The 18,468-nt window shown below is 70.2% G+C and carries 19 protein-coding genes and 1 riboswitch; of the genes, 8 read left to right on the top strand and 11 right to left on the bottom strand.

Annotated features, from left to right (window positions below; translation table 11 throughout):
- Positions 1 to 5: 5 nt before the first annotated feature.
- Both pth and NJQ99_RS13790 read right to left on the bottom strand, forming a co-directional pair.
- Positions 6 to 704 (bottom strand): aminoacyl-tRNA hydrolase, encoded by a 699-nt coding sequence (gene pth, locus NJQ99_RS13795; RefSeq protein WP_269333452.1) that lies wholly within the window; start codon positions 702 to 704, stop codon positions 6 to 8.
- Positions 705 to 790: 86 nt separating this feature from the next.
- Positions 791 to 1,408, bottom strand: coding sequence for a 50S ribosomal protein L25/general stress protein Ctc (locus tag NJQ99_RS13790; RefSeq protein WP_269333451.1), 618 nt, complete (start codon positions 1,406 to 1,408; stop codon positions 791 to 793).
- Between the two features lie 153 nt (positions 1,409 to 1,561).
- Positions 1,562 to 1,674, top strand: a riboswitch (TPP riboswitch).
- A 95-nt stretch (positions 1,675 to 1,769) separates the two neighbouring features.
- On the opposite strand from NJQ99_RS13790, the gene NJQ99_RS13785 reads away from it, so the two are divergent.
- The gene (locus NJQ99_RS13785) at positions 1,770 to 2,717 is read left to right on the top strand and encodes an ABC transporter substrate-binding protein (RefSeq protein WP_269333450.1); all 948 of its coding nucleotides are present in this window, start codon (positions 1,770 to 1,772) and stop codon (positions 2,715 to 2,717) included.
- Entirely contained in the window at positions 2,692 to 3,384 is a 693-nt protein-coding gene (locus NJQ99_RS13780; protein ID WP_269333449.1) for a TenA family protein, read from the top strand. Before NJQ99_RS13785 ends, NJQ99_RS13780 begins: the two co-directional genes overlap by 26 nt.
- A 21-nt stretch (positions 3,385 to 3,405) precedes the next feature.
- On the opposite strand, the gene NJQ99_RS13775 is transcribed toward NJQ99_RS13780, so the two are convergent.
- The 6 genes from NJQ99_RS13775 to lgt all read right to left on the bottom strand — a co-directional run bounded on the left by NJQ99_RS13775 (position 3,406) and on the right by lgt (position 9,504).
- Positions 3,406 to 4,338, bottom strand: a complete 933-nt coding sequence (locus tag NJQ99_RS13775; RefSeq protein ID WP_269333448.1) for a ribose-phosphate pyrophosphokinase — start codon at positions 4,336 to 4,338, stop codon at positions 3,406 to 3,408.
- Positions 4,339 to 4,460: 122 nt separating this feature from the next.
- Positions 4,461 to 5,459, bottom strand: a complete 999-nt coding sequence (locus NJQ99_RS13770; protein ID WP_269333447.1) for a hypothetical protein — start codon at positions 5,457 to 5,459, stop codon at positions 4,461 to 4,463.
- Positions 5,460 to 5,539: 80 nt separating this feature from the next.
- A complete protein-coding gene (locus NJQ99_RS13765) occupies positions 5,540 to 6,691 on the bottom strand; it encodes a M24 family metallopeptidase (protein ID WP_269333446.1) in 1,152 nt (383 codons plus the stop codon).
- Between the two features lie 52 nt (positions 6,692 to 6,743).
- On the bottom strand, positions 6,744 to 7,538 hold the full coding sequence (gene pgeF, locus NJQ99_RS13760; RefSeq protein WP_269333445.1) for a peptidoglycan editing factor PgeF: 795 nt from the start codon (positions 7,536 to 7,538) through the stop codon (positions 6,744 to 6,746).
- Positions 7,535 to 8,671 carry a class I SAM-dependent methyltransferase gene (locus tag NJQ99_RS13755; RefSeq protein WP_269333444.1) on the bottom strand — a complete coding sequence of 379 codons (1,137 nt, stop codon included), beginning with the start codon at positions 8,669 to 8,671 and terminating at the stop codon, positions 7,535 to 7,537. Before NJQ99_RS13755 ends, pgeF begins: the two co-directional genes overlap by 4 nt.
- On the bottom strand, positions 8,668 to 9,504 hold the full coding sequence (gene lgt, locus NJQ99_RS13750) for a prolipoprotein diacylglyceryl transferase (protein ID WP_269333443.1): 837 nt from the start codon (positions 9,502 to 9,504) through the stop codon (positions 8,668 to 8,670). The genes NJQ99_RS13755 and lgt overlap by 4 nt, the downstream gene beginning before the upstream one ends.
- A gap of 177 nt (positions 9,505 to 9,681) precedes the next feature.
- Between lgt and NJQ99_RS13745 the strand changes: the two genes are divergently transcribed.
- The 5 genes from NJQ99_RS13745 (at position 9,682) to NJQ99_RS13725 (ending at position 12,733) form a co-directional block, all read left to right on the top strand.
- On the top strand, positions 9,682 to 9,990 hold the full coding sequence (locus tag NJQ99_RS13745; protein ID WP_269333442.1) for an accessory factor UbiK family protein: 309 nt from the start codon (positions 9,682 to 9,684) through the stop codon (positions 9,988 to 9,990).
- 215 nt (positions 9,991 to 10,205) lie between these two features.
- Positions 10,206 to 10,721, top strand: coding sequence for a type III secretion system chaperone family protein (locus NJQ99_RS13740; RefSeq protein WP_269333441.1), 516 nt, complete (start codon positions 10,206 to 10,208; stop codon positions 10,719 to 10,721).
- 7 nt (positions 10,722 to 10,728) lie between these two features.
- Positions 10,729 to 11,598, top strand: coding sequence for a pyrroline-5-carboxylate reductase (proC, locus tag NJQ99_RS13735; RefSeq protein WP_269333440.1), 870 nt, complete (start codon positions 10,729 to 10,731; stop codon positions 11,596 to 11,598).
- Between the two features lie 65 nt (positions 11,599 to 11,663).
- The gene (locus NJQ99_RS13730) at positions 11,664 to 12,371 is read left to right on the top strand and encodes a TetR/AcrR family transcriptional regulator (RefSeq protein ID WP_269333439.1); all 708 of its coding nucleotides are present in this window, start codon (positions 11,664 to 11,666) and stop codon (positions 12,369 to 12,371) included.
- Complete coding sequence (locus NJQ99_RS13725) at positions 12,368 to 12,733, top strand: tRNA-binding protein (RefSeq protein ID WP_269333438.1); 366 nt, start codon at positions 12,368 to 12,370, stop codon at positions 12,731 to 12,733. The genes NJQ99_RS13730 and NJQ99_RS13725 overlap by 4 nt, the downstream gene beginning before the upstream one ends.
- Positions 12,734 to 12,739: 6 nt before the next feature.
- On the opposite strand, the gene NJQ99_RS13720 is transcribed toward NJQ99_RS13725, so the two are convergent.
- A complete protein-coding gene (locus NJQ99_RS13720) occupies positions 12,740 to 14,083 on the bottom strand; it encodes an ATP-binding protein (RefSeq protein ID WP_269333437.1) in 1,344 nt (447 codons plus the stop codon).
- A gap of 163 nt (positions 14,084 to 14,246) precedes the next feature.
- Between NJQ99_RS13720 and NJQ99_RS13715 the strand changes: the two genes are divergently transcribed.
- Positions 14,247 to 15,158 carry an MBL fold metallo-hydrolase gene (locus NJQ99_RS13715; RefSeq protein ID WP_269333436.1) on the top strand — a complete coding sequence of 304 codons (912 nt, stop codon included), beginning with the start codon at positions 14,247 to 14,249 and terminating at the stop codon, positions 15,156 to 15,158.
- Here NJQ99_RS13715 and NJQ99_RS13710 read toward each other — a convergent pair.
- Together NJQ99_RS13710 and NJQ99_RS13705 are read right to left on the bottom strand one after the other, a co-directional pair.
- Entirely contained in the window at positions 15,155 to 16,696 is a 1,542-nt protein-coding gene (locus NJQ99_RS13710; protein WP_269333435.1) for a lipopolysaccharide biosynthesis protein, read from the bottom strand. The genes NJQ99_RS13715 and NJQ99_RS13710 overlap by 4 nt on opposite strands.
- Positions 16,697 to 16,796: 100 nt before the next feature.
- On the bottom strand, positions 16,797 to 18,434 hold the full coding sequence (locus NJQ99_RS13705) for a long-chain-fatty-acid--CoA ligase (protein WP_269333434.1): 1,638 nt from the start codon (positions 18,432 to 18,434) through the stop codon (positions 16,797 to 16,799).
- Positions 18,435 to 18,468: the final 34 nt, after the last annotated feature.

Genomic DNA, 18,468 nt, shown 5'->3' with positions numbered 1-18,468 from the left:
GGCTCTCAGTCCTCGCGACGGATCAGGCGGGTGAGGGCGGCGAAGGGGCCGCCCGGCGTGTCGGTTTTCGCAGCCTCTGGGGCGGAGGCGGCAGGTTTCGCGTCGGTCTTGCCCGAAGCGGGCTTTTCCTGTGGGGGCGGGGCGGCGTTGCGCGCCACCTCCGACTGGAAGCGGCTGTCCTCGCCCTGTGCGAGATAGGGCGCCGCACCGGCCACCGCGTCGAGCAGGGGGTTGAGCCAATCTGCGTCGGCCCTGGCGAAGTCGCCGAGGACCCAGTGGGTCACAAGCTCCTTCCGGCCGGGGTGGCCGATGCCCATGCGCACGCGGCGGTAGGCGTTGCCGGCGTGGGCGTCGATGGAGCGCAGGCCGTTGTGGCCCGCATGCCCGCCGCCCGTCTTCATGCGGACCTTGCCCGGCGCGAGGTCGAGCTCGTCATGGATCACGACGATCTTGTGGATCGGGATCTTGAAGAACTGCACCGCCTTGCCGACGGCGCGCCCGCTCTCGTTCATGTAGGTCTGCGGCTTCATGGCGAGAACCTTCTCGCCGCCCATCCGGCCCTCCGCGATCTCGGCGTCGAACTTCGACCGCCACGGGCCGAATTCATGGCGGCGGACGATCTCGTCCACCGCCATGAACCCGATGTTGTGCCGGTTGTGCGCGTATTTCGCGCCCGGATTGCCGAGGCCCACGAGGAGCAGCATGGCGTCTCCCGCCCGTGTCTGGCGCAAGAGGGGGCGTCAGGCCCGCGCACCGGTCCCGGAGGAGCGGCAGGCGCAGGCCGGGAGGATCACTCCTCTTCGCCTTCCGCCTCAGCGGCCTCTTCCTGGGCCGCCTCGGACCCGCCGGCGCCCGCAATGGTCGCGACCGTGAAGTCGCGGTCGCGGATCGTGGGCGTGCAGTCCTTCGGCAGCGTGAAGGCCGAGATGTGCAGCGAGTCGCCGATGTCGAGGCCCTTCAGGCTGACGGTCAGCTTCTCCGGAATGGCGCTCGACGGCACTTCCATCTCGACCTCGTGGCGCACGATGTTGAGCGCGCCGCCGCGGCGCAGGCCGGGGCACTCGTCCTCGTCGGTGAATTCCACCGGCACCATGACGGTCAGCTTGGAGCCCTTGCCCACGCGCAGGAAGTCGACGTGGAGAGGCAGGTCCTTCACCGGGTCGAGCTGAAGGTCGCGGGCGATCGCCTGCGTCTTCTCGCCGTTCACGTCGATCTCGAAGATCGTTTTCATGAAGCCGCCGCGGTGGATCGTCTTCAGAAGCTCGTTGTAGTTCACCTTGATGGCGACGGGGGGCTTCTTGTCGCCGTAGATGACCGCGGGAACCTTGCCTTCGCGCCGCGTGGCCCGGGCAGCCCCCTTGCCAACCCGTTCGCGCGGCTCCGCAACGATGATCGGTGCGTTGCTCATCTCGTTTCTCCATAAGGTACGGGCGCCGCCTCCAGGGGTGCGGCGCTGTTGCAATGGTGCGTGCGTTTAGCCCAGGACGCACGCGGGCGCAAGCCTGCGCGGCGCGGCCCATGCCTTGACGGGGCGGGCGCGGGTGCCGCAGTGTGCGGGCACGCGAGTTCCCAGGGGAGTCCCGACCGCGGGGCTGAGAGTGGGCGGCGACGGCGCCCCGACCCTTCGAACCTGATCCGGATCATGCCGGCGCAGGGAGGGACAGGACGCCACCGGAGCCGCCGCGACAGGCATTTTCCGGACGCCTCCGACCTCTCTCCCCATCCCGGCCAAACCGCCCCGCCCGAGGGGGGAAAAGGAGAGACGCCCGATGCCGAGACGTGTCCTGACCGCCGCCGTCGCCGCCATCCTCGCGCTGGGAGCCGCGCAGGGCGCCCGCGCCGCCGAGCCGATGACCGTGCTGCTCGACTGGTTCGTGAACCCCGACCATGCGCCGCTGATCGTGGCCGAGCAGCGCGGCTATTTCGCGGAAGAAGGCCTCGACGTGACGCTGATCGAGCCCGCGGACCCGAACGACCCGCCGAAGCTGCTGGCCGCGGGGCAGGGGGACGTCGCGGTCTCCTACCAGCCGCAGCTTCATATCTTCGCCGACCGCGGCCTGCCGGTGGTGCGCATCGGCACGCTGGTGGCGACGCCGCTGACCTCGCTCGTCGCGCTGAAGGACGGGCCGGTGCAGGCGGTCGCGGATCTGAAGGGCAAGAAGGTCGGCTTCTCCGTCGGCGGGTTCGAGGACGCGGTGCTGGGCGCGATGCTGGAGACGCATGGGCTGACGCTCGGCGACGTGGAGCTTGTGAACGTCAATTTCTCGCTGTCGCCCGCGCTGCTCGCCCGGCAGGTGGACGCGGTGATCGGCGCCTACCGGAACTTCGAGCTGAATCAGCTTGAGATCGAGGGGGCGGAGGGGATCGCCTTCTTCCCGGAGGAGCACGGGGTTCCCCCTTACGACGAGCTGATCTATCTGGCCCGGAAGGGAGGCGAGGACGATCCGCGGCTGAAGGCCTTCCTGCGCGCGGTGCAGAAGGGCGTGATCTACACGATCAACCACCCGGACGCGGCGTTCGCGGATTTCGTGGCCTGGCGCGCGGACCTGAACGACGAACTGAACCGGAGGGCGTGGGTGGACACGCTGCCGCGCTTCGCGCTCAGGCCCGCCGCGCTGGACCGGGGGCGCTACGACGCCTTTCATGCGTTCCTGAAGGCGCGCGGAATCGTAACGAAGGAGGTGCCGGTCGATGAGTATGCCATCGAGCTACGCTGAGGCGCGGGCCGCAGAGCCGGGCGCGCGGCCCACGGACATCCTGGTTCGGCTCTCCCAGCCGCACTGGGATGCCGCCTGCGGCCACCGCTTCACGCGGGAACTGGGGGCCGACACGCTGAGCGCGGAGGTGTTCGGCCGCTATGCCGTGCAGGACCACCTGTTCGTGACGGATCTTGCGAGCGTGCTGGGTCATTTGATCGCGCGCGCGCCCGGCATGACGGCCAAGCACCGGTTTGCAGCCTTTGCGGCCATGCTGACCTCGGAGGAAAACGACTTCTTCCTGCGCACCTTCGACCAGCTGGGCATCGAGCCGCAGGAGGCGGCGCGCATGCCGGTGCACGAGGTCACGCGCGCCTTTGCCGGGCTGATGCTGTCGGCAGCGGAACGGTCCTATGCGCAGGGGCTCGCCTGTCTTCTGTGCGCGGAATGGTGCTACCTGACCTGGGGGGTGCGGGAGGCGGCGGAGGTGCGTCCGCGCCGGGCCTGGGCGCAGGAATGGATCGACCTGCACGCGGTCCCGGCGTTCCGGAGCTTCGTCGAAGGCTTGCGCGAGGAAATGGACCGCACGCTCGACGCCGCAACGCCCGAGGAACAGGAGGCGGCCGCCCGCGCCTTCCGCCGCATGACGGAACTGGAAGTGGAGTTCTTCGACGCGGCCTACAGCTGAGGCCGCGCCAAGGCGGAAGGGTCAGTCGAAGAGGACCGACACCGACTCGTCGCCGGATATGCGGCGCACGGCCTCCCCGATCAGCGGGGCGACGGTGATGGTGCGGATGTTGTGCGCCACGCGCACGGCCTCCGTCGGCTGGATGGAGTCGGTGATCACCAGCTCCTTCAGTGCGGACGCCGTGATGCGCGCGACCGCGCCGCCCGAGAGGACGCCGTGCGTGATGTAGGCCGACACCTCCGTCGCGCCCTGGTCGATCAGCGCCTGCGCCGCGTTGCAGAGCGTGCCGCCCGAATCGACGATGTCGTCGACGAGGATGCAGCGCCGGCCCGCCACCTCGCCGATGATGTTCATCACCTCCGACTCGCCCGGACGGTCGCGGCGCTTGTCGACGATGGCGAGCGGGCAGCCGAGACGCTTTGCGATGGCGCGGGCGCGCACCACGCCGCCCACGTCCGGCGAGACGACCATGAGATCGTCGCCCGACATCCGCTCCTTGATGTCGTTGACCATCACCGGCTGGGCGAACAGGTTGTCGGTCGGAATGTCGAAGAAGCCCTGGATCTGGCCCGCGTGCAGGTCCATCGTCAGGACCCGCGTGGCCCCGGCCCGGGTGATGAGGTCGGCCACCAGCTTGGCCGAGATCGGCGTGCGCGGTCCGGGCTTCCGGTCCTGGCGGGCATAGCCGAAATAGGGGATGACGGCGGTGATCCGCTTGGCCGAGGCGCGCTTGAGCGCGTCAATGCAGATCAGCAACTCCATCAAATGGTCGTTGGCAGGGTAGGAGGTCGACTGCACGACGAACACGTCCTCGCCGCGCACGTTCTCCTGGATCTCGACGAAGACCTCCATGTCGGCAAAGCGCCGGACGATGGCCCTGGTCATCGGAATGTTGAGGTAGGCGGCGATCGCCTCCGCCAGCGGACGGTTGCTGTTCCCTGCGAGAAGCTTCATCCGCGCGACCCTTCGTCTGTTGCAGCCTGCCGCCCGGCGGCGACGGGGGCGGTTTAGCAATCCGCCCCGGCACTGTAAAGCGACAGCGCCGGGGGGCACCCTCGCGTGCGGCGCGGGCGAGGCTAGTACGTCTCGCCCACCTGCTCCAGCAGCGAGACGATGCCGTCGGCGGCGGCATCGGCCGCGAAGCCTGCCACGTCGCCCCACGCGGGCACGATGGAGGAGCGGGGGAGCGTATTCTCCTGCCGCACGACGCCGACCTCGAGCCCCAGCGGGTCCTCGACCTTCCAGACGATCTCGATGGCCTGGGAACCGCCGCCGGCGTCGCGGGCGGCGACGCGCGCGGAGACGGCGTACCAGCGCTTCACCTCGCCGCTGACGAGGGGGATGCCGCGCTTCTTCAGCGTGTCCTGCATCGCCTCGCGCAGGCTGATGTTGCCGTCGCCCGGCGCGCCCGTCACCGGGCCGAGCAGGATGGGGGCGGGACCCGTCTGTTCCTTGAGCGCGGAAAGCTCCACAGCCGGGCCCTGGCCGCGCACGGGATTGGGGCGGGGCACGGGCGCGTTCGCGGCAAGGCGCGTACCGACGGCGAGGCCGTCCAGCACCTCCGCGACGTTCTGGGCGATCACGTCGAGCACGCGGCCGGTCACGCCGTCCCACGCGACATTGGCCCCGCCCTCGGCATCGGCGCCGTGCGCGTCGGGCAGGGAAAGCTCGGTCGTGAAGCTGTCGACCGGCGCGCCGTCGTTGCGGAAGAGCCCCCAGAGCACGAGGACCGTCGCCTCCTCCGTCCCGCGGGCGGCGGCGGCCGTGCCTTCGAGCGTGAAGCCGTCGGCGCCGGATGCGGGAGGACCGTCAGCCACCCGCAGCCCGATGCGCGCAACCTCGGCCCGCAGGCGGGCGGCCAGCGCCTCCCCCTGCTCAGCCGGCATGCCGGAAATCGGGGGGACGGAGAGCGGGGCGGATGCGACGAACGGTACCGGCGCGACCGGTGTCCGCTCAGCTGCGGACACGGGTGCGTCCGCCGCCTGCTGGGCAAGCGCAGGGAGCGCGGGCGCGGCGAGAAGCAATCCCGCCACGCACACCAGGCGCGCCGCGGCGCGGTGGCATTTCCCCCACATATTGCGTCGCCCCTCCGCAACCGGACGCTTGTCTCCCGCGCGAAGTCTGCCTTGCATCGTCCTGTCGGGAAAGCGTTTTCTCACCGCACCACCAGGTCCAGCGGACGCCGGCTGAGGCAGGTGTTGCCCGCTTGCGTCACCCGGTAGGAGCGGCCGAGCGTCATGGCGGTGCCTGTCTCGCTGTCCATGCAGATCATGTGCAGGAAGAAGGTCATGTCGGGCGCGAGGATCACCGGGTTGTCCCTGTAGAACATGGGATAATCCATCCACGAGGGCGCATAGCGCGCGCCCATCGCATAGCCGCAGGCGTTGAGCCGGTGCTGCGACAGGCCGGCGCGGTCGAAGGTTTCCGCGTGCGCTGCGAACACGTCGCCCATGGTGTTGCCGGGCGCGAGCGCGCTCTCGCACGCCATGAGCGCGTCGCGCGAGACCTCGAACAGGCGCTTGTGGCGGTCGCTCGCCTGGCCCACGGGCACAGTCCACATCATGGCGGCGTGATACTGGCGATGCACGCCCGCCCATTCGAGCGTGATCTGGTCTTGCGGCGCCAGCACGCGCCGGCCGGACTTGTAGCGGCACAGGAGCGCGTCGCGGCCCGAGCCGATGATGAACGGGTTGCCGGGATAGTCGCCGCCGCCCGCGAACACCGCGCCCTGCATGGCGGCGAGCACATGGCCCTCGTCCGCGCCGGGAGCGATCACGTCGAGCGCGGCGTCGAAGGCGTCGTCGGCGAGTTCTGCGGCGCGGGTCACGCAGGCGATCTCCGCCGCGCTCTTGACGAGGCGCAGGGGCGGGACGAGGAGCGAGGCGTCGAGCATGTCGAAGCGGCCCTCGAGGGCGGCCTCCAGCCGCTTGCCGTTGCGGTGGGTGAGGCCGTGGGTGTCGATCTCCACGCCCACGCGCTTGCCGAGAAGGCCGAGGGAGACCAGAAGGTCGGCCAGATCCTCCGCCGGGTTGGCGCCGTCGCGGTCCTCCCAGATCCGGATGTCGGAGATGAGCGAGGTCTGCTGCGCCTGCCGCAAATCGGCTGAGCGGGTCAGCAGCGTCATCTGCCCGTCCGCGCGCACCACGAGGCACTGGAAAAAGCAATAGCCGAAGGTGTCGAAGCCGGTGAGCCAATAATGCGTCTCCGGCGCGAAGGCGAGCAGGGCGTCGAGACCCTTGTCCTCCATGACCGCGAGCGTGCGGTCGAGGCGGGTGGCGAACTCCTCCCGGCTGAAGTGCAGTGCCATGGCGCGTCTCTCTCCCTGTTGGCACCCTTGGCGGGGGCCCGTTGATGGCCGCTCAGGCGAGCGCGATGGCGGAAACCTGGCGGCCGTAATCGGGCTCTCCCCGGTGCGTCGCGCGGCGGTAGCTGTAGAAGAGCGCGTCCTCGCCATAGGTGCAATCGGTCAGGCGGTCGACGCGGGGAAGGCCCAGCGCCTCGAGCTGCCAGAGGACAAGCTCCGGCAGGTCGAAGAGGAAATGTCCCTCGCGCGCGGACGGGCGGAAGAAGCGGGCCGCGCCCGCCGCGTCGCCGGTGAAGGCGTCGCGCACCTCTGCGCCCACCTCGTAGGCCGGGCCGGAGATCGCGGGGCCGACCGCGGCGTGGATGCGGGCAGGGTCGGCGCCGAGCGCGGACATGGCCTCCACCGTCGCCTTGAGCACGCCGGCCTTCGCGCCGCGCCAGCCCGCGTGCGCCGCGCCGATCACGCGGGCCTCCGCGTCGGCGAACAGCACGGGCACGCAGTCGGCGGTGAGGATGCCGAGCGCGATCCCGGGCGTCGCGGTGACGGCGGCGTCGGCGCGGGGTGCGTCCTCGCGCGCCCAGGGGGCGGTGACGGTCGCGACGTCGGCGCCGTGCACCTGGTAGACGGTCAGCAGGTTGGCGGGCGCAACACCCATCGCGGCGGCGACGCGGGCACGATTCTCCGCCACGTGGATCTTGTCGTCGTTCGAGCCGAAGCCGCAGTTGAGGCCCGCGTAGAGGCCCTGCGACACGCCGCCTGCGCGGGTGAAGAAGCCGTGGCGGATGCCGGCAAGGCCCGACAGCGCGCTGGCGGTGCGGGGCGAGGGGCGCGGGGGGGCGGGGGCTGTCATGCGGGGTCTCCGAAACCGGGAGGCGGGGGGGAACCTGGCGGCAGGATGGCGAGGGCCTTGAAGGCCTCGCCCATGTCCGCGGCATCGGTCAGGCGGGCAAGTCCGCTGCGCAGCTTCCCGGCTTGCGCGGGCGTGGCGCGGGCGCAGAGCGCAGCGGTGCGTGCCTCCGCCCCCAACGCCAGCAGCAGGTCGCGCTGCGTCACCGGGCCGAAGGCGGCGGCCCCGGCGGCGCGGGCCGTCTCCGCGAGCGCGGCGAAATCGACCGAGGCGGTAAGGTCCGCCGTGCCGGGCGCGGCAAAGGGGTCGGCGTGGTCGTGGCCGCGATAGGCGCGGAACGTCGCGCGGCCCGGCCTCTCCCCATAGCCATAGTCGACGAGAAGGGCGGCCCCTCCGCCTGCGGCGATGCGGGCGGCGATGGCGGCGACGGCGGCCTCGGCCGCGGGGCACCGCTCGACCACCGCGCCGCCGGCCGCGGGAAGGGGGGCGGTGCCGGGCGCGCGGACGGCGCTTTCGGGCACAGGGTCGGGGGCGAGGACGGGCGCGAGTGCGCCGTTAGGGGCCAGTCCCACCAGAACCTCGTGCCAGCGGTCCCCCTCGCGGCGGAACTGGCGGATGGGCAGGGCGTCCAGGAACTCGTTGGCGAGCAGGAGGAGCGGGCCGCCGCCCGCGTCGAGCGCGGCGTCGAGCGTTTCTGCCCAGCCGAGGTCGATGCCGGCGGCAAGGGGGGCGAGCGTCGCCTCCTGAACTGTACACAGGCGCGGGCTCGCCTCGACGAGACGGACGCGCAGCCCCTCGCGCAAGGGGGGCACGGCCTTCAGAGCGCGCAAGGCATCCGCCATCAGCGTGCCGCGCCCGGGGCCGGGCTCCACCAGCAAAGGCGCGGCAGGCGCGCCCTGGTCGAGCCAGCATTGCGCGAGCCAGAGGGCCATAACCTCCCCGAACACCTGGGAAATCTCCGGCGCGGTGATGAAGTCGCCGCGCGCGCCGAAGGGTTCGGCCGTCGTGTAATAGCCGCCACGCGGGTCGAGCAGCGCGCGCGCCATGTAGCGGGCGAGCGGCATCGGCCCGTCGGCCGCGATCTCCGCCGCGATACGGTCGTGCAGGGCGGGCACCGCGGTCGCCGCCCGCGTCATGCCTGCCGCGGCGCCCGCAGCGCGAACCACAGGCCGATCAGCACCATCGGCAGCGACAACACCATGCCCATGGTCACGCCGGTCCAGCCGAGCGGTACCAGATAGCCGATGTGGGCATCCGGCTCCCGCACCGTCTCGACGACGATCCGGGAGAGCCCGTAGCCGATGAGAAAGACGCCGGTGACGAGGCCCGGCCGCTCCAGCGCCTCGCGCCGGTGGGTGAGAAAGCGCAGGACGAGGAAGAGCAGGAGACCTTCGAGTGCCGCCTCGTAAAGCTGGCTCGGATGGCGCGCCTCCAGACGCCCGTCGGGCGCAACCGGAAACAGCACCGCCCACGGCACGTCGGTCGCGCGGCCGTAAAGCTCGGCATTGATGAAGTTCGCGATGCGCCCGAAGAAGAGGCCGATGGGGGCGGCGGCGGCGATGGAATCGCCCAGCGGAAACAGCGGGATGCCGCGTTTTCTTGCAAAGCCGAAAATGGCGAGGATCACGCCCAGGAACCCGCCGTGGAAGGACATGCCCCCCTCCCACAACACGGGGATCTGCAACGGGTTCGCGAGATAGTAGCCGGGGTTGTAGAAGAGCACATAGCCGAGCCGCCCGCCGAGGATCACACCCAGCGCTACCCAGGTGAGCAGGTCGTCGATGTCGTCGGCGGTCGCGGGCGCGCCCCGGCGGCCCCACAGATCCTCGCGCCGCATCAGCCGCACGACATACCGCCACCCGAGCACCAGCCCGGCGATATAGGCGAGCGCGTACCAGCGAATCGCGAGCGGCCCGATCTCGATCAGCACAGGATCGATCGCGGGGAAGGGGATCGCGGCGGCGTACATGGGCGGCCCTGCCTGCTTCGAGGAGAATGTCCGGGCCGGAGAGTGGGCGGGGCGCGCGGCGGCGTCAAGCGGACGGAAGGGAGGCGGGCGCGACGGGCACGGACACTTGAAAGGCGGGCGAAGGGGTGTCATGTCCTGTCACCTGGCCCTTGTTCCCCTGTCGCGGAGGCGTCGCCCATGCAAACGAGAAACCGCCTGCTCGACGATCTGGCGAAACTCGCCACCAATGCGGCGGGCCTGGCGCAGGGCGTACGCGACGAGGCGGAAACCGCCATCAAGGCGCAACTGGAGAGCCTGATGGGCGAGATGGACGTGGTGAACCGCGAGGATTTCGACGCCATGGCCGAACTGGCCCGCAAGACGGCGGAGCGCAACGCGGAGCTCGAGGCACGGCTCGCCCGGCTCGAGGACGCCTTCGCAAAACTGCCCCATCACCTGCGCCATCCCGCGCAGAGCGGCACCGACGGCGACCCCGGCGGGCCGTAAGCCCGCGCGCACATTGGCTTTCGCCAATTCCTCCACAGATGCCTGAAGCGTGCGTCCGGAGCCCCGCTTGCAGCGCCCCGATTCTTGCGTCACCCTGCTAGGGCTCGTGTGCCTCTAAAGGGGTTTCCCCAACATGTGCCATGGCACGCAAGATCTGGTGTCCGGGCGGCCTCTTTGGCCGACACCGGGCTTTTTTCTTTCCGGAGGGCAGGTCCATGACGGTCGTCACGTTCGACAGTACGCCTGAGCGCACCAATCCGCTCGACATGATCGAGGAGACGGTGTTCGGGGAGGATTGGCCGTGCGAACGCACCGCCGACGACGAACTGCTCGTGACGGTCAAGGGGAACTGGTGCGACTATCAGATCGCGATCACCTGGCGCGACGACATGGGCACGCTGCACCTCGCCTGCGCGTTCGACGCAGGCCTGCCGAAGAACGGGCTGGGGCCGGAGCGGACGGCGGAGCTTTACGTGCTTGCGGGCAAGATCAACGAGCAACTGCTGCTCGGCCACTTCGACATGTGGCAGGAGGAAAGCTCCATCGTCTACCGGCAGGGCGTGCTGGTGCACGGGGGCGCGACGGGGCCGGAACAGTGGGAGTGCCTGTTGCACATCGCGGTCGAGACGTGCGAGCGGTACTATCCGGCGTTTCAGTTCGTGCTGTGGGGCGGGAAGAGCGCGAAGAACGCGCTGGACGCCGCCATGGTGGAGACCGTCGGGGAGGCGTAAGGAAGACTTGCAGGAACAGGGCTCAGACAGGCAGGGCGGCGTCGGTCCGGACGCCCCCCTCGTGCTCGTCGGCGCGGGCCGCATGGGCGGCGCGATGCTCGAAGGCTGGATCCAGAACGGCGTGGCAGGCCCCGCGGGCGTGGTGATCGACCCCGGGGTGGGCGACCGCATGGCGGGGCTGGTGCGCGAGGCCGGGCTGCTGCTCAACCCGGAGGTGGGCAAGGTGCCCGCGCCGCGGGTGATCGTGCTCGCCGTCAAGCCGCAGATGATGGACAAGGTGCTGGCGGACGCCGTGCGGATGGCGGGGCCGGGCACGCTGATCCTCTCGGTCGCGGCGGGCAAGACGGTCGCGGGCTTCGAGGCGGCGTTCGGGGCGTCCCAGCCGATCATCCGGGCGATGCCGAACACGCCCGCCGCCATCGGGCGCGGCATGACCGTCTGCTATCCCAACGCGGCTGTGAGCGGCGACGACCGCGCGCTCGCCACGATGCTGCTTCGCGCGGTGGGCGAGGTCGCGTGGGTCGAGGACGAGGGGCTGATGGATGCGGTCACCGCGGTCTCCGGCTCCGGCCCGGCCTATGTCTTCCACCTGGTCGAGGCGATGACCCGCGGCGGGATCGACGCCGGGCTGCCGGAGGAGCTTGCGGTGAAGCTGGCGCGCGCGACCGTCGCGGGCGCGGGCGAGCTGATGCGCCGGTCGGGCGAAGACGCGGGAGAGCTGCGCCGCAACGTGACGAGCCCCAATGGCACGACGGCCGCAGCGCTCGACGTGCTGATGGGCGACCACCAGGGCGATCCGGACGCCGGGCCGATGGCGAAGCTGCTGAGCGAGGCGATCGCCGCGGCGACGCGCCGCTCCCGCGAGCTGGCGGGATAGGTCGACAGGGGCCTGCCGCGCGCCTATCTCCTCAAGAACGGCAGATACGGAACGGGAGACCGGCCATGGCCAGCAAGGACAGCGGAACGAAGGCGGCGGGGACGGGCACGCGGGCGAAATCGGGCGCGCGTGCGAAGGCCGCGCCGCGCGTCGCGGACCGGGTGGTGGACGCGGCGATGCGCCTGATCCCCGAACGTGGCTGGCGTGCCCTCACGCTGCCCGAGATCGCGGAGGAGGCGGGCGTCACGCTCGCCGACATGCGCCGTGCGGTCGCGGGCAAGGACGCGATCCTCGATCATTTCCGCGCGCGGATCGATGCGCAGGTGCTGGAGGCGGCGGAGGATGCCGACCTCGCGGGCGAAACCGCGCGCAACCGCCTGTTCGACGTGACGATGAGCCGGTTCGAGGCGCTGGAGCCCTATCGCCCCGCCATCGCCCGGCTGCGCGAGGAGTGGGGGCGCGATCCGCTGGCGGCCCTGTGCGCGGCGCGCGGTGCGGTCACCTCCATGCGCTGGATGCTGGCGGCGGCGGGGATCGAGGCGGGCGGCCTGAAGGGGGCGGCACTTGCCCGCGGGCTGCTGCTGATCCAGGCGCGCGTCCTGCCGGTCTGGCTCTCGGAAACGGAGGAGGGGATGCCGCGCACGCTCTCCGCGCTCGATGCGGAGCTTGCGCGCGCGGACCGCATCATGCGCGGGCTGGAGCGGGCGTGCTGCGGCGGAGCGAGGCGGGGACGCGAGGACGCCGCGCCGGAGATGCAGGAGGCCGGTGCGTGAGCGCCGACGGCGAGGGCGGTCCCGCGCCGCAGATCGGGTTCGGGGATTTCCTGAAGGTTGACGTGCGTGTCGGAACGATCCTGGAGGCCGAGGCCTTTCCGGAGGCGCGCAAGCCCGCCTTCAAGCTGAAGATCGATTTCGGGCCGGAGATCGGCGTGCGCAAGTCGAGCGCGCAGATCACGAAGCACTACGCGCTGGACGAGTTGCCGGGGCGGCAGGTGCTGGCGGTCGTCAATTTCCCGCCGCGCCAGATCGGCAAGTTCATGTCGGAGGTGCTGACGCTCGGCGTGCCCGACGCTGATGGCGAGGTGGTGCTGATCCAGCCGCAGCAAGGGGTTCCGGACGGCGGAAGGCTCTATTGACCCCTCTCAGGCGGGGAGGCGGACGGTTGCCTTGAGGCCGCCCATGGCGCTCTCGCCCAAGGTCACGTCGCCGCCGTGGGCGCGCGCGATGTCGCGGGCGATGGTGAGGCCGAGGCCGACGCCGCCGCGTTCCGGCGTGCGGGCCGGGTCGAGGCGGTTGAAGGGCTTGAAGGCGTCCTCGCGCACCTCCGCCGGGATGCCGGGGCCGTCGTCCTCCACCACGATCTCCACCGCGCCCGCCGCGGGTCCGCCCGCGCGCAGCGTCACCCGCACCCGGTCGCCGTGCCGGGCCGCATTGTCCACGAGATTGGTCAGGAGCCGCGTGATCGCACCGGGCCGGACATGGGCGCGCGCGGTCGAAGGCCGCATGATCTCAGTCGCGAGGCTGACGTCGGCACCCTTGCGCCGTGCGTTCTGGCAGATGTCGGAGGCGAGCCGTTCCAGATCGGTATCCTCCGGCTCCTCGGCACGCTCGCCGCGCGCGAAGGCGAGATAGGCGTCGAGCATCTGCTGCATCTCGGAGACATCGCGCTCCAGCTCCTCCACCTCCTCCGACCGCGGCAGAAGGGCGAGGCCGAGCTTCATGCGGGTGAGCGGCGTGCGCAGGTCGTGGCTGACGCCCGCGAGCATGGTCGTGCGCTGGTCGATCTGGCGGCGGATGCGGTCGCGCATGTCCATGAAGGCGATGGCGGCGCGGCGCACCTCGGTCGCGCCGGAGGGGCGAAAGTCGTCGACCTGGCGGCCCTTGCCGAAATCCTCGGCCGCCTGGGCAAGCTGGCGGATCGGCCGTACCTGGCCGCGCAGGAACAGCACCGAGACGGTCGTCAGCACGATGGAGGCAATGACCATCCAGACCAGCAGGAAGTGCCATTTGGAACTGATGAAGCGCTTGCGCGGGGCGAGCACGCGCAGCACGCCGTCGTCGACCTGGATGCGGATGTCGACCACGTCCTCGAACCGCGCCGTGTCGAGCCGGATCGGACGTCCGACGGCGCGCGCCACCTCGCGCGCGAGCGTCTGGCCGACGATGTCGTAGAAGGGCCGCTGGGTGGGCGGCGGCAGCGTCTCGCCCGGCAGGAACGCCACCTCGATCGACATGGTCTCGCGCGCGATCTCGGCCAGGTCCTGCTCTGCATCGGGAAACTCCCGGTAGGCCTCGACCAGCATGGAGATCTCGCCCGCGACCGAGAGCGAAAGACGGCGGGTCATCTCCTCGAACTGGCGCTCGAAGAAGACCCAGGTGACGACCGCCTGCAAGAGGACGATGGGCGTGACGATGATCAGGATGGAGCGGGCGAAGAGACCCCGCGGCAGCAGCCGCTTGAACCGAACCCGTATCCAGCGCCACATGGCGGGCCTCTCCCCCGACAGCATCGGACGGTTGCGTGCGCACGGCCTTGCGGGGCCGCGCGCCCGTCTCTAGCCTTGAATACGCGATCCGCGCGCGGCGCGCCATGCCCGGCGGCGCCGGAAGTCGCGGCGGACAATGCGGGCAGGGTGCGGGAGAACGATCTTGAGCGGCATTCCCTTCGACCAGACGGCAGACCGCGACTATGAGGTGCTGAAACCCGTGGGGCCGAAGCTGCGCCGCATCCAGGCGCACAATCCGGGCCCGTTCACCTTCACCGGGACCGGCACCTATGTGATCGGCGAGGGGGAAGTCGCGGTCGTCGATCCCGGCCCGCGCGACGAGGCGCACGTGGCCGCGATCCTGAAGGCGCTGAAGGGCGAACGGATCACGCATATCCTGGTGACGCACACGCACCTCGACCATTCGCCGGCGGCCGCCCTGCTGAAGGAGGCGACGGGGGTTGCGACCTATGGCTTCGGGCCGCACGGGTCGGGCGCGGGGCCGGACACGCCGGTCGAGGAGGGCGGCGACATGGACTTCCGCCCCGACGTCGAGGTCCGGCACGGCGACACGGTCGACGTGGGCGGCGTGCGGGTGAGCGCGGTGCACACGCCGGGACACACCTCGAACCACATCTGCTTCGCGCTGGACCGGGAGGGCGCGCTGCTGTCCGGCGATCACGTCATGGCGTGGTCGACCAGTGTGATCTCGCCGCCGGACGGGGACATGGCGGCCTACAAGCGCTCGCTGCGGCTGCTGCTGGAGCGCGAGGACCGCGTCTACTACCCCGCGCACGGCGCGCCCGTCACGGACCCGCACGGCTTCGTGCAGGCCTTCCTCGACCACAGGGAGGCGCGTGAGCAGGCCATTGCAAAGGTGCTGGCGGACGGCGTGGAGACGATCCCGGAGATGGTGCGGCGGATCTATGTCGGCCTCGACCCGCGGCTTCACGCGGCGGCCGCGCGCTCCGTCCTCGCGCATCTCGCGGAGATGGTGGACGAAGGCCGCGCCAGCGCCGACGGGCCCGCGACCTTGCGCGCGCGCTATGCCCCGCCGGGCGGGTCGATCGGCTAGCTGGCCGGGCCGCTTGCGCCCGGGCCGGTCGCTGTGAAGCTGCGGGTGCGGAGCGCGCGCAGGGTGAAAGCCTCGACCCCCGGCGGGCGGCCGGCGGCGGTCCACAAGCCCAGCAGCACGACGGCGAAGACCACAGCGCCGAGCAGGGAGTCGCCTATCAGCCGCACGAGCGGCGAGGCCGACCAGTCCGGCGGCACGAGGAAGACGAGCACGCCCGCCATCACCGCCGAGGCGACGACGGGGCGCCACAGCTCCATGACCATGTGGCCCCAGGTGAGCGGCAGGGCGCGCGTGATCGCGAGGAAGCTCATCGGTACGAACAGCACCATGACCGCCATGCGGCCGAGCGCCACCCCCTCGATCCCGCCCATCATGCCGCCGAGCGGCAGGGCAACCGCCATCATGGCGAGCGTGACGTATTGCAGGATCGTCGTGTAGGCGGGCCGGCCCACTGCCTGCATCAGGGTCGCCGTCATGTTGCCCAGGACCTGCAGGCCGCCGGCGAGGGCAATCCAGGGGATGACGGTCGCGAGTTCGATCCATTTCTCCCCGAAGGCGACGAGGACGAGGTCGCGCGACACCAGCGCGATGCCGGTGCCGACGGAGGTGCAGATCAGCGCGATTACCGCGAAGCTCTGCCGGTAGTGGACGACAAGCTCGCGCGGGGTGACGGACAGCTTGGCGAAGATCGGGAAGAGCGCGCGGCGCAAGGGGGCCACAAGCTCGGCCGTGGCGAACTGGCCTACGTCGCTGCCGACCGCGTAGATGCCCATGGCTTCGGTCGAGAACATCCGGCCCACAACGATCTGGTCGACCTTCGCGTTGAACCAGAGCGCATAGTTCTGGAGGATCATCAGGGTGGAGAAGCCCAGAAGCTCCCGCGTCTTCGAGAGGTTCGGCCGCGGCAGGTAGGGCACCAGCCAGTAGGACAGGACCGTGCGGATCGCCGAGGCGCCGATCAGGCCGATGACCAGCGCCCAGTAGTTCCTCAGGATCACGGCCACCGTGACCGTCAGGACCGCCGAGATCAGCTTGGTCGCCACGTTGAAGCGGAAATCGCGCGCGTAGGCGAGATCGCGCATGAAGTTCACGGTCGCGATGTTCTCCAGGCCCAGCAGCAGCGTGCGGAAGGCAAGCAGCTTGATCAGAAGCTCCGCCGCGGGCGCGTCGAAGAAACGGGCGAGCGGGGCCGCGAGCGAGACCTGTGCGGTGAAGAGCACGAGCGCGACGAGGAAATTGAGCGTGAAGGCCGTATCGTAGTGCGCACGCTCCGGCGCCTCGTGCCGGATCAGCGCCGAGCGCAGGCCGGTGTCGGTCATCACCTCCAGGAAGGCGACCGACAGCATGGCGATGGCGACGAGGCCGAAATCCTCCGGCGCCAGAAGCCGCGCGAGGATGATCGTGGAGATGAGGCCGATGCCCCGGATGCCCCAGCGCAGCGCGGTCATCCATGCCGTGCCCACCACCATGTGATGGCGCGTGGACTTTCCCTTGAAAGGATCGGGCGCCGGGGGAGCGGGCGGAGGGGTGTCGGTCATGGCCGTCTACAGGTGAACCGTACGGGGGATGGCCCCGTCTATAGGCCATCGGCACGAAGAACGCATTAACGGCCTTGGGGCACCCACCCCCGGCGCGCCGTCATTCGGCGGCGTCGACGGTCGGCAGCTTGTAGTCCGAGAACTGCTCCCTGAGCGTCATCTTCTGGATCTTGCCGGTGGCGGTGTGCGGGATCTCGTCCACGAATACGACGTCGTCCGGCATCCAGAGCTTCGCCACGCGGCTTGCGAGGTGATCCAGCACCTGCTCCTTGGTCACGTCGGCCCCCTCCTTGCGCACGATGACGAGGAGCGGCCGCTCGTCCCACTTCGGATGCGCGACGCCGATCACCGCGGCTTCGGCGACGCCGGGGCAGCCCACGGCCTCGTTCTCAAGGTCGATGGAGGAAATCCACTCGCCGCCCGACTTGATCACGTCCTTGGCCCGGTCGGTGATGTGCATGTAGCCGTGCGGGTCCATGGTGGAAACGTCGCCGGTGTCGAAGAAACCCTGCTCGTCGAGGATCTCGCCCCCCTCGCCGCGGAAATAGGAGCGCGCGACGCACGGGCCCCGAACCTTGAGCCGGCCGAAGGTCTTGCCGTCCCATGGCAGCGGCTTGCCCGCGTCGTCGGTGATCTTCATCTCGACCGTGAAGGGCGGGTGGCCCTGCTTCAGTTGCAGGTCGACCTTCGCCGCGCCGGTGAGGTGCCGGTACTCCGGCTTGATGGTGCCGCCGGAACCGATGGGGCTCATCTCCGTCATGCCCCAGGCGTGGATGACCTCGACCCCGTAATTGTCCTGGAACTTCTCGATCATGGCGCGCGGCACTGCAGAACCGCCGATCGCGACCCGCTTCAGATGCGTGAGGCGCAGATCGTGCTTCTCCATGTGCTGCAGCAGCATCAGCCACACGGTCGGGACGGCGGCGGTGAAGCTAACCTTCTCGGTCTCCAGAAGCTCGTAGATCGCCTCGCCGTCCATGCGCGCGCCGGGCATGACGAGGGCGGAGCCGTTAAGCGGCGCGGAGAAGGCGAGCGACCAGCCGTTCGCGTGGAACAGCGGCACCACGGGCATCACGACGTCGTTCATCGAGAGGTTCAGCATGTCCGGCACGCTGACCGCCAGCGCGTGCAGCACGTTGGAGCGATGGGAGTAGACCACGCCCTTCGGATTGCCCGTCGTGCCGGAGGTGTAGCACATGCCGGCGGCCGTGTTCTCGTCGAAGGCCGCCCAGGCGAAATCGCCGTCGCCGGGCGCGATCCAGTCCTCGAAGGAGACGAGGTCGAGGCCGGAGGCCGGCAGGTCCTCCGGCCCGCACAGCACGACGACCTTCTCGAGTTTGGGAAGCTGGTCCCTGTTCGCCTCGATGATCGGCACGAAGGGCGCGTCGACGAGAAGGATGCGGTCCTCCGCATGGTTCATGATGTAGACGATCTGGTCGTGGAAGAGACGCGGGTTGACGGTGTGGTAGACCGCGCCGATGCCGAGGATGCCGTACCACGCCTCGAGATGGCGGTAGGTGTTGGTCGCCATGGTCGCCACCCGGTCGCCGAAGCCGATGCCGTCGCGGACGAGCGCCTGGGCGACCTTGCGCGCGCGCAGATGGATGTCGGCATAGGTGGTGCGGTGGATCGGCCCCTCGACCGTACGGGTCACGACCGGACGACCGCCGTGGTAGGTGGCGGCGTGGTCGAGGATCTTCGTGCACAGAAGCGGCCAGTCCTGCATCAGCCCGAGCATGGGCATCCCTCCCTGAAAGCGTGTTCTTGTCCTC

It is taken from the genome of Futiania mangrovi (assembly GCF_024158125.1).
In the GTDB taxonomy this organism is placed as follows: Bacteria; Pseudomonadota; Alphaproteobacteria; order Futianiales; family Futianiaceae; genus Futiania; species Futiania mangrovi.
The sequence above is the reverse complement of the archived record's forward strand: the minus strand, read 5'-3'. Positions and strand labels throughout refer to the sequence as shown.

What these genes read in the sequence shown, in the direction of transcription:
- NJQ99_RS13740 (WP_269333441.1), top strand. Translation starts at nt 10,206, where the DNA reads ATGACGGTCGTCACGTTCGACAGTACGCCTGAGCGCACCAATCCGCTC.
- NJQ99_RS13790 (WP_269333451.1), bottom strand. Translation starts at nt 1,408, where the DNA reads ATGAGCAACGCACCGATCATCGTTGCGGAGCCGCGCGAACGGGTTGGC.
- pgeF (WP_269333445.1), bottom strand. Translation starts at nt 7,538, where the DNA reads ATGACAGCCCCCGCCCCCCCGCGCCCCTCGCCCCGCACCGCCAGCGCG.
- NJQ99_RS13755 (WP_269333444.1), bottom strand. Translation starts at nt 8,671, where the DNA reads ATGACGCGGGCGGCGACCGCGGTGCCCGCCCTGCACGACCGTATCGCG.
- NJQ99_RS13745 (WP_269333442.1), top strand. Translation starts at nt 9,682, where the DNA reads ATGCAAACGAGAAACCGCCTGCTCGACGATCTGGCGAAACTCGCCACC.
- NJQ99_RS13710 (WP_269333435.1), bottom strand. Translation starts at nt 16,696, where the DNA reads ATGACCGACACCCCTCCGCCCGCTCCCCCGGCGCCCGATCCTTTCAAG.
- NJQ99_RS13765 (WP_269333446.1), bottom strand. Translation starts at nt 6,691, where the DNA reads ATGGCACTGCACTTCAGCCGGGAGGAGTTCGCCACCCGCCTCGACCGC.
- NJQ99_RS13730 (WP_269333439.1), top strand. Translation starts at nt 11,664, where the DNA reads ATGGCCAGCAAGGACAGCGGAACGAAGGCGGCGGGGACGGGCACGCGG.
- NJQ99_RS13780 (WP_269333449.1), top strand. Translation starts at nt 2,692, where the DNA reads ATGAGTATGCCATCGAGCTACGCTGAGGCGCGGGCCGCAGAGCCGGGC.
- NJQ99_RS13705 (WP_269333434.1), bottom strand. Translation starts at nt 18,434, where the DNA reads ATGCTCGGGCTGATGCAGGACTGGCCGCTTCTGTGCACGAAGATCCTC.
- lgt (WP_269333443.1), bottom strand. Translation starts at nt 9,504, where the DNA reads ATGTACGCCGCCGCGATCCCCTTCCCCGCGATCGATCCTGTGCTGATC.
- pth (WP_269333452.1), bottom strand. Translation starts at nt 704, where the DNA reads ATGCTGCTCCTCGTGGGCCTCGGCAATCCGGGCGCGAAATACGCGCAC.
- NJQ99_RS13770 (WP_269333447.1), bottom strand. Translation starts at nt 5,459, where the DNA reads ATGTGGGGGAAATGCCACCGCGCCGCGGCGCGCCTGGTGTGCGTGGCG.
- NJQ99_RS13775 (WP_269333448.1), bottom strand. Translation starts at nt 4,338, where the DNA reads ATGAAGCTTCTCGCAGGGAACAGCAACCGTCCGCTGGCGGAGGCGATC.
- NJQ99_RS13785 (WP_269333450.1), top strand. Translation starts at nt 1,770, where the DNA reads ATGCCGAGACGTGTCCTGACCGCCGCCGTCGCCGCCATCCTCGCGCTG.
- NJQ99_RS13720 (WP_269333437.1), bottom strand. Translation starts at nt 14,083, where the DNA reads ATGTGGCGCTGGATACGGGTTCGGTTCAAGCGGCTGCTGCCGCGGGGT.